Annotated in this window: 12 protein-coding genes, 1 tRNA gene and 1 pseudogene; 6 read left to right on the plus strand and 8 right to left on the minus strand. The window is 66.5% G+C overall.

Annotation, left to right across the window (positions count from 1 at the left end):
* Positions 1-230 precede the first annotated feature (230 nt).
* Both nreA and GJ629_RS12700 read left to right on the plus strand, forming a co-directional pair.
* Positions 231-1,478, plus strand: coding sequence for a DNA repair protein NreA (nreA, locus tag GJ629_RS12695; protein WP_157513382.1), 1,248 nt, complete (start codon positions 231-233; stop codon positions 1,476-1,478).
* A gap of 36 nt (positions 1,479-1,514) precedes the next feature.
* On the plus strand, positions 1,515-2,021 hold the full coding sequence (locus tag GJ629_RS12700; protein ID WP_157513383.1) for a hypothetical protein: 507 nt from the start codon (positions 1,515-1,517) through the stop codon (positions 2,019-2,021).
* On the opposite strand, the gene GJ629_RS12705 is transcribed toward GJ629_RS12700, so the two are convergent.
* Entirely contained in the window at positions 2,016-2,456 is a 441-nt protein-coding gene (locus GJ629_RS12705; protein ID WP_157513384.1) for a DUF302 domain-containing protein, read from the minus strand. The genes GJ629_RS12700 and GJ629_RS12705 overlap by 6 nt on opposite strands.
* A gap of 114 nt (positions 2,457-2,570) precedes the next feature.
* Between GJ629_RS12705 and GJ629_RS12710 the strand changes: the two genes are divergently transcribed.
* Positions 2,571-2,729: a hypothetical protein gene (locus tag GJ629_RS12710; RefSeq protein ID WP_157513385.1), complete on the plus strand. Its 159-nt coding sequence runs from the start codon at positions 2,571-2,573 to the stop codon at positions 2,727-2,729.
* A gap of 50 nt (positions 2,730-2,779) precedes the next feature.
* Here GJ629_RS12710 and GJ629_RS12715 read toward each other — a convergent pair whose 3' ends face one another.
* On the minus strand, positions 2,780-3,064 hold the full coding sequence (locus GJ629_RS12715; RefSeq protein WP_157513386.1) for a DUF5789 family protein: 285 nt from the start codon (positions 3,062-3,064) through the stop codon (positions 2,780-2,782).
* Between the two features lie 102 nt (positions 3,065-3,166).
* Here GJ629_RS12715 and GJ629_RS12720 point away from each other — a divergent pair, with 102 nt between their 5' ends.
* Complete coding sequence (locus GJ629_RS12720; RefSeq protein WP_157513387.1) at positions 3,167-4,012, plus strand: hypothetical protein; 846 nt, start codon at positions 3,167-3,169, stop codon at positions 4,010-4,012.
* Here the strand turns inward: GJ629_RS12720 and GJ629_RS12725 are convergent.
* Positions 4,009-4,194, minus strand: coding sequence for a hypothetical protein (locus tag GJ629_RS12725; RefSeq protein WP_157513388.1), 186 nt, complete (start codon positions 4,192-4,194; stop codon positions 4,009-4,011). The genes GJ629_RS12720 and GJ629_RS12725 overlap by 4 nt on opposite strands.
* A gap of 81 nt (positions 4,195-4,275) precedes the next feature.
* On the opposite strand from GJ629_RS12725, the gene GJ629_RS12730 reads away from it, so the two are divergent.
* On the plus strand, positions 4,276-4,599 hold the full coding sequence (locus tag GJ629_RS12730; RefSeq protein ID WP_157513389.1) for a transcription factor S: 324 nt from the start codon (positions 4,276-4,278) through the stop codon (positions 4,597-4,599).
* 1 nt (position 4,600) lies between these two features.
* Complete coding sequence (locus GJ629_RS12735; protein ID WP_370515903.1) at positions 4,601-5,200, plus strand: hypothetical protein; 600 nt, start codon at positions 4,601-4,603, stop codon at positions 5,198-5,200.
* Between the two features lie 15 nt (positions 5,201-5,215).
* Here the strand turns inward: GJ629_RS12735 and GJ629_RS12740 are convergent.
* The 5 genes and pseudogenes from GJ629_RS12740 to GJ629_RS12760 form a co-directional block, all read right to left on the minus strand.
* A pseudogene (locus tag GJ629_RS12740) lies at positions 5,216-5,942 on the minus strand (methyltransferase domain-containing protein).
* Positions 5,939-6,319 (minus strand): nascent polypeptide-associated complex protein, encoded by a 381-nt coding sequence (locus GJ629_RS12745; RefSeq protein WP_157513390.1) that lies wholly within the window; start codon positions 6,317-6,319, stop codon positions 5,939-5,941. Before GJ629_RS12745 ends, GJ629_RS12740 begins: the two are co-directional and overlap by 4 nt.
* A gap of 31 nt (positions 6,320-6,350) precedes the next feature.
* The gene (locus GJ629_RS12750) at positions 6,351-6,824 is read right to left on the minus strand and encodes a PUA domain-containing protein (RefSeq protein WP_157513391.1); all 474 of its coding nucleotides are present in this window, start codon (positions 6,822-6,824) and stop codon (positions 6,351-6,353) included.
* 37 nt (positions 6,825-6,861) lie between these two features.
* Positions 6,862-7,365, minus strand: a complete 504-nt coding sequence (locus GJ629_RS12755; RefSeq protein ID WP_157513392.1) for an NYN domain-containing protein — start codon at positions 7,363-7,365, stop codon at positions 6,862-6,864.
* Positions 7,366-7,456: 91 nt separating this feature from the next.
* Positions 7,457-7,532 (minus strand) — tRNA-Cys (locus GJ629_RS12760).
* Positions 7,533-7,630: the final 98 nt, after the last annotated feature.

Below are 7,630 nucleotides of genomic sequence, written 5' to 3' on the forward strand. Positions count from 1 at the left end.
CCTTGTTTCCTAGCCGGTTACCCAACCGAACCCAGGTGGACTGAAAGGGCGAGGCCAGTTCCGGGAACCCCGGCGACGCAAGCACTGCAAGGCTCGAAGAGGCCCGAAGCGCACAGCCGAGCCGCGGGACCGGAACTGGCCGAGGGCTTTCTATCGCTTCTCACCTTATCTGAACACCATACGTCTGAGGGAGCCAACAGTCAAGCCCCTCGGCGACCTACGTCCGGCGAATGCGACTCGACGAGTTCATCGAGGACTTCCAACGTGACGAGACCGCCGAGAAGCGCCACCTCGCCGAACAGAAGTCCTACGAGATCACGGAGTACCTCGACGACGTCGAGCGCCAGTTCGAGCAGGCCGTCTCGGGCGACTCACTGTTCGGCGCGACGGCCCCCGAGATATTCGTCGGCCGGTCGTCGTACCCCAACGTCTCGACGGGCCTGCTCTCGCCGGTGACCGACGACGACGCCGCTGACTTCGCTACCAGCGGCGCGTGGTACGACCAGGGCCTCGGCGTCGGCGACGTCCTCCAGCGCCGGACGGGCCTGCTCAATTCGACGCGGTCGGCGACCGTAGACGTGAACGATGTCTGGGACGGCTTCGTCGGCGTCCAGCGCGAGGTCGCCATCGCCGACCACCCCGTCGACGTCGAGGTCGGTCTCGACAGCACGCCGGAGTTGGACCTCTCGGTCGACGACGTGGCGACGCCGACAGGACCGCAAGCCAACGCCACGTCCGCCGACCTCGCGGAGAACCCCCACGTTCCCCGAGCGGTCGAGAAGACCCTCGAAGACGACGACTGGGCCGCCGAGGGTGCGATGACGTACCTCTATCGCCGCGGATTCGACGTCTACGACATCAACACTATCCTCTCGGCCGGGGCACTGGGACAGGGCCACGAACGCCGACTCGTCCCGACGCGGTGGTCGATCACTGCCGTCGACGACACCGTCGGCCAGTTCCTCCGGGGCGGCCTCGGGAACGCCCCCATGATAAACGAGACCGAAGTTCACTACAACGAGTATATGGGCAACCGCTACTGGGTCGTCCTCTCGCCGGGCAACTGGGAGTTCGAACTCGTCGAGATGAAAGCCCCCGAGAGCGTCTGGAACCCCGCCGGGGAAACGTACTATCTCGCCAGCGCCCACGAGGGCTACGAGGGCCGGACGGGCTACGTCGACGAAACTGCCGGCGCGTACTACGCCGCCCGCCTCGGCGCCCTCGAACAGCTAAAAGAGCGCGGCCGGCAGGCCAAGTGTCTCGTCCTCCGTGAGGTCACCGACGACTACTGGGCACCCGTCGGCGTCTGGCAGGTCCGGGAGGGCGTCCGGGACGCGTTCACGGGTCCTCACGGGGAGGCCGAGACGTTCCGCGAGGCCGTCGGTGGTGTCATCGACGAACTCCCACTCTCGAAGGGGGCGCTCCGCCGTAAGTCCGAGATGGTCGCCGGCCTGCAGTCGACGCTCGGGGATTTCTGACCCGATACTTTTGCGCCCGGGCGGTGTCGGGGACGTATGGAACCGCTCGCTGCCGTCGTCCTCCAGTTCGCCGACCCGTTCGAACCGTCGGGCGGTGTCGACGTCGCGGTCAACCTCGGCGGCGGCGCCCTGAGCGCCGCGCTGACGACGCTCATCGTCGGCGCTATCCTCGTCGCCATCGCCCCCGAGTACACGGTCCGGAAGATGGACGAATTGCGCGAGAACGTCGTCGAGTCGTTCTTCTGGGGGCTGTTCCTGGCGCTCGCGCTGGGCATCGTGATCGTCGCGCTGTTCTTCTCGCTCATCGGCATCCCGGCCGCTCTCGTCGTCGGTCTCGTAGCCCTCGTAGCGTGGGCCGTCGGCGCAGCCATCGCCTTCCTCGCCATCGCGGACAGACTGGTCGACCGCGAGGACGGCTGGCTGATCCCGTTGCTCGTCGCCGCGGGCCTCAACGGCGGCCTCACGCTGACCGGTATCGGCGGAATACTGTCGTTCTGTATCGGCGCGGCCGGGTTCGGGGCGGTCCTGCGAGACTACTTATAGGTTCCCGAACGCGTCCTCGACCAACTCGCCCGTGTCGGCGATGATGTCAGCCATCTCCTCGTCGTCGGGCGCCATCCCCGTCAGGCGGGCTATCTTCATGATCGAGACGTGATAGACGACCTGCCGGCCGGGTTCGTCCTCCCAGACGACGACGTTACAGGGGAAGAGGGCGCCGGCCCGTTTCTCCGAGGCGTCGAGGACGCGGTCGGCCATATTCGGGTTACAGGCCCCGAGAACGTAGTACGGGTCACGGCCGGCGTCGACTTTCTCGTTGAGCATCTCGGAGGGGGAAAACTCCGTGGCGATACCGAACCCCGCGTCTACGAACGTCTCGCGGACGTGTTCGACGGCCGCCTCGTGGTCCATCTCCAGCGTCGCGCGCTTCTCGCCGATGTCCCCGGACTCGATGGCTGTCGGATCGAACGGTAGTGACATACATCCAGACAGGGGCCGAACTGTCATCACACTGGCGGTCGGTCAGGCATCCCGGAGACGGCGGCGGCCGGCCGACGGCGTACATTTTTACCCGCGTCGGGCGAACGAACGGGTATGCTCGGAGACATCCTCGAAGCGGTGTGGTGGCTAGTCAAACTACCGTTTAGACTCATTATGCTGCCGTTCAGGGTCGTCTCGTTCGTCGTCAGCCTCGTCATCTACGCGACCATCCTGCTCGCCATCGCCGGCGTCATCTGGTTCGTGTTCCTGTGACGACGCTCGACGGGCAGGCGTCCCGAAGAGACTGGACCGGGAGGCGACAGTCAGTCCTCGGTCGGGACCGGACCGGTGCCGACGACGTCGCGGACGGCGGACTCGAAGCTCTGTCGCCGGTCGAAGTACGTCCGGTCGATGTCGTCCAGAATCTCGGCCAGTTGCGTACCACCGTCGGGCGTCCGGACGACGGTGTCGCCCTCGCGCCGCCGGATGTCGCTTTTCTCGATGCCCCACATCAGGCGGGCCGACACCTGCGCTATCGGGACGCCCTCGACCGACGCGCCCTCGCCGAGTTCGACCGCCGGTTCGGAGTCCTCGTCGTCGTCGCTCATACACGCTGGTTTCCCGGCGTAGCGATTAGGGCTTTCGGAGTCCGGTCGCGTCTGCCGCGTGTCTGACGCACCGTTTTGTGCGGCGCTGCCGTACAGTCCGCTATGGCGAGTCTCACGGACACCTACGACGGGCGAATCGGGGCGGTGGCGAGCCGCCGCCGCCGGTATCTCGGTGTCGGCTGTTTCCTCTTCGGTGCGAGTCTCGTCGTCGCCGGCATCGTCACCGCGACGACGGATCTGGCGGCGTCGCTCGCCGGCCTCGGCACCTACCAAGCGCGGGAACTCGCCGGCGTCCTCGCGGGTCTGGGCCTCCCGGCGATTATGGGCGGGGCGTTCGTCGTCCTCCCGACCGGCAAGCGGACCCGCGCCGCCGCGGTCATCGGCGTGAGCGTGACGCTGCTCGGCGTCGCTCTCTTCTGGGCCGTCTACCCCACGAACTGGATCGGCGGCCCCGACCCCTCGGCCGGGTTGACGCTGGCGACGATGATCGTCTACTTCGCCGGCGCGGCGACGACCTGCTGGTGCCTGTTCGTCGGCGTCGCGACGTTCAAGACCCGGAAGTCACCGGGCGGCACCGCCCGGATGCAAGTGACCGAGGAGGGACGGATCAAACTGGTCGAGACCGCGGACGAACGGGGCGGCCTCGGCGGCATCGGCCTGTTCGGGTCGACGCCCTCCGGATCGGTCCCGACCCAGACGAACCGCGACGACGGGACCGACGGCGACACGACGACACAGGCCGCAAGCGACGGCGGGACGGCGACCGCGGACGGCGACGCCGAGTTCGTCGACGCCGTCTCCGTCCGCGGCCAACCGGACCAGTACTGTGGTAACTGCGAGCAGTTCAGCTACGTCCGGACCGACGACGGCATCGCCCCGTACTGTGGGTATCACGGGGAGTATATGGACGATATGGACGCTTGCGAGGAGTGGGAACCGAACTACTAGACCGTGTGCTCGCCCTCACGGATACTCGATATACCGACCAAAAGCGTCCCGAGCGCCAACACGAGGACCGCGGCGCCGACGGCCGGCAGCGGGATAGCGAATTCGAACAGCGGCAAAAAGAGGACGACTGTCCCGACGACCATCAGTACCGCTCCGATACCCAGTTTCGCGTTCTGATCCATAGCCGCTGGTACCGGCCCATCGGACATAAAGCGTGCGAAGAAACCCCGGAGTTTAAGGTACTCTGCCGGCGTAGCCCGTCTATGGAGTTTTGCGACGACTGCGGTTCGATGATGAAAACCGACGGCGACTACTGGGTCTGTGGCAGTTGCGGTGCCGAGAAACCACGCGACGAGGCCGCCGAGAAGCAGGCGGTCACCACACAGGGACAGGAAGAGAGCGAAGTCGTGGACACCTCCGAGGTCAGCGCCGAGGAGATGGGACCGACCACCGAAACGCGGTGCCCTGAGTGTGGCAACGACCGCGCGTTCTACGAGATGAAACAGATCCGAGCGGCCGACGAGTCCGAGACACGATTCTTTACCTGCACGGAGTGCGAACACAAGTGGCGAGAGGACGACCACTGACGTGAGCCACTCCCCGCCCGACGTACCGCAGGACCGACTGCGCGAGGAGGGATGGGACCGTATCGAGGACACGACCGACACGCTGGCGACCCTCCCGGGCGTCACCGTCCGAGGCCACACCGTCGTCTACGGCGACGAACGGCTTCGGGCGGCCGTCGCGGACGCGACCGACCCGTCCCTCGACCAGCCCTGGCGGTTCTTTTTTGCGACCCGACTGTGGTTCGAGCCGCCGCCGCGGGGCATCGGCGCGACGATGTTCGCGTCCATCGTCCGCTCACGGGCCCGGTCCGGGTTCGCCGACCGCCTCCGGGAGCGCGGCTACGAGGCCGTCGAACGGACCCGCGAGGAGACCCTGCGGACCGACACCGGCGAGCGAGCGACGCTGACGCGATACACCGGCCGCGACCGCATCGACACCGGCGACCGGACGCGGGCCGTCCCGGTCGAAGGCTGGGTCGGTGTCTGGCACCACGAGGACTTCTTCGTCGCCGGCGGTGCCTACCCCGCACAGTCCCTGTCCGACGCACTCGAACTGGATATCGAGACCGACCCGGAGCGCCACCGCTCTGAGTTGTTCTCGCTGGTCCGCGCGGTACGGTGACCGCCGGCCGAAGAGTTACTGCCGCCGGCCGAACGTGAGATACCCCGTGTGGCCGACACCGCCAGTCGAGGGCCGTGACCCCCGGTCGTCGAAATCCATCGGTCGCTGGATCGTCTCCAGTGTCTCGATATCGGCGAGTCCGACCTCCCGAGCGGTCGTGACGACCTCACGAGTCTGTTCGACGAACGGCGAGTACACCGCTAGAAACCCGCCGCGAACCAACAGCGCCGGCGCGCGTTCGACGACGGTCGCCGCGTCCTCCGTGTCCAGCGTGAGCACGTCGAACTCGCTGCCGCCGAGGTCCTCGAAGTGCTCGGTCAGGTCGCCCGTCCGGACGTCGACGCGTCGGTGACGCCGGCCATCGCCATATTCTCCCGGGCCACCTCGCGAACTCCGGGTCGCGTTCGTAGGTCGTCACGTTCGCCCCCATCCGACCCAAGTACGCCGACAGCACACCCGTCCCGGTCCCGGCGTCGAGCACCTCGTCCCCGGCCGCGACGCCCGTATGGCCGACGATCAGCCCGATGTCTCGGGGCATCATCGGCGCGCCGGTCCGGTCGAGGTGATCGAACAGGTCCGGCCCGCGGAGTTCCCGCACCCGGAAGACTGTCCCCAGATGCGTCTCGACGACGTCGCCCGCCGCGGCGTCGTCCGGAACCTCCAACACGCCGAGGTCCGTCTCCAGCGTCTCGCCGCGGTCGAGTAGATACTCGCGGTCGTCGCTGACCAGCAGAACGCTCACTCTAGGTCCGCGACCGCAGCAGCGAGGTCACCGTCGTTCGTCTCGAGGGCCTCGCGGGCGTCCTCTTCGGAGACACCGGCCCGCTGGGCGACTATCTCGATGTCCTGGGGATCGACGCCGCCGTCGTCGTCGGTGGTGTCGTCGCTCCCCCCGTCGCCGCCGCTAAGCGCGCGGGACTCGGGGTCGCCGACGATCTGGTAGGTCTTCTGGCCCTGTGCTTCCATCAACTGGACGTCCGCGTCGGTGAAGTACAGTTCCTCCTCCCCCGTGCGGATGATAACCTCCTCGGCGTCGATATCCTCCATATCGATGCCCATCTGTTCCATCATCTGCTTCATCTTGCGCGGGTTCATACCCCCGCCGCCGCCTCCGAACATACCCCAACCTCGGCGGGCCGGGGGCAAAAGCCTACTGTCCTTCCCCGGCACCCTCTCTGACCGACACGGCCATCCCGGTATCGAAGTCAGCCATCCCGGTAGCCGACAGTTCCGCCCGCCCGACGGCGAGCAACGTCCCGTCGTGGTGGACGACCAGTACCTCGTCACCGGGCCTGATCGAGCCGTCGACCGACTGGACGAACTTCGCGAACACGTTTCGCTCCTCGCGGACGTACGGCGCGCTCTCGTCCCCGACAACGACGCGGTACGCCGGCGCGTCGAGCGCCGCCTGTAACCGATGGCCACCGGCTAATCCGAGCGTGAACCGCCCGTCGGTCCCCAGCGAGACGAGTCGCCCGTCCGAAGCGTGGACCTGCCGGGGCCGCCCGGAAGTAGAGTACGTGACTTCGAGGTCCTCGGGGTCGGCGAACAGCGCCGGACCGGCACCCCGACCGAACTGGTAGGTCCCGATCCGTTCGAGCGTGGCTCGCTCGGTGTCGTCCATACGTCCCGTCACCCCGGCACGCCGTTAGCGCTTGCGATCACAGCAGGAACCGCTCGGTGTCCTCGCTCATATCGACGAACCTGTCCGCGGCCGCGATCAACTCCTCCGCCGTCGACTCCGAGAACGAGAGTACGTCGACCCGCACGCCCTCGTGCTGGAGGTGCGAACAGAGCCGCGAGAAATCACCGTCACCCGTACACAGGACGACCCCGTCGACGTGACTGGCCAGCGACACTGCGTCGAGGCTCATCCCCACGTCCCAATCCGCCTTCTTCGACCCGTCGCCGAACGTCTTTATCTCCTTGATCTTCGTCTCGTAGCCGATGTCGACCAACGCGTCGAAAAACGACTCCTCGTCCGGTGCGTTGGCCTTGATCACGTACGCGATAGCCCGCGTGAGTTCCCGCCCCGCAACGCCCGCGTCAAGGAGTTCCGCATAGTCGATATTCCTCGCGTAGAGGCTCTGTGCCGTATGATAGAGGTTCTGAGAGTCGGCAAGCAACGCGACCCGCTGGGTCGCGTGCAGCTCGTTTGTCGCCATTCTGTGCACGTGGACCGCCCAGTGACAAAGTGCTTGTGTCTGCCCGTCGAACCTATCACGAAGCCACTCCCCGGACAACGACTCTGAAGAAAGCCAAGGGCCGGATTTGAACCGGCGATGATCCGCTCTGCAGGCGGACGCGTTCGGCCAGACTCTGCCACCTTGGCGCAGTCGTGTATACTCCAGTATTCCGCTTAAGGGTAGCGTTTCGTCACCGTATATACGACGAAAACCCCCACACAGCAGGTGCTGTGTGAGGGTTGAA

The sequence above is a fragment of the Halapricum sp. CBA1109 genome, from assembly GCF_009741825.1.
Lineage (GTDB): Archaea > Halobacteriota > Halobacteria > Halobacteriales > Haloarculaceae > Halapricum.

Coding starts and splice junctions, on each gene's coding strand:
- GJ629_RS12710 (WP_157513385.1), top strand. CDS start 2,571: ATGCTCGGAGACATCCTCGAAGCGGTGTGGTGGCTAGTCAAACTACCG.
- GJ629_RS12700 (WP_157513383.1), top strand. CDS start 1,515: ATGGAACCGCTCGCTGCCGTCGTCCTCCAGTTCGCCGACCCGTTCGAA.
- GJ629_RS12730 (WP_157513389.1), top strand. CDS start 4,276: ATGGAGTTTTGCGACGACTGCGGTTCGATGATGAAAACCGACGGCGAC.
- GJ629_RS12715 (WP_157513386.1), bottom strand. CDS start 3,064: ATGAGCGACGACGACGAGGACTCCGAACCGGCGGTCGAACTCGGCGAG.
- GJ629_RS12720 (WP_157513387.1), top strand. CDS start 3,167: ATGGCGAGTCTCACGGACACCTACGACGGGCGAATCGGGGCGGTGGCG.
- GJ629_RS12755 (WP_157513392.1), bottom strand. CDS start 7,365: ATGGCGACAAACGAGCTGCACGCGACCCAGCGGGTCGCGTTGCTTGCC.
- GJ629_RS12750 (WP_157513391.1), bottom strand. CDS start 6,824: ATGGACGACACCGAGCGAGCCACGCTCGAACGGATCGGGACCTACCAG.
- GJ629_RS12745 (WP_157513390.1), bottom strand. CDS start 6,319: ATGTTCGGAGGCGGCGGCGGGGGTATGAACCCGCGCAAGATGAAGCAG.
- nreA (WP_157513382.1), top strand. CDS start 231: ATGCGACTCGACGAGTTCATCGAGGACTTCCAACGTGACGAGACCGCC.
- GJ629_RS12725 (WP_157513388.1), bottom strand. CDS start 4,194: ATGGATCAGAACGCGAAACTGGGTATCGGAGCGGTACTGATGGTCGTC.
- GJ629_RS12705 (WP_157513384.1), bottom strand. CDS start 2,456: ATGTCACTACCGTTCGATCCGACAGCCATCGAGTCCGGGGACATCGGC.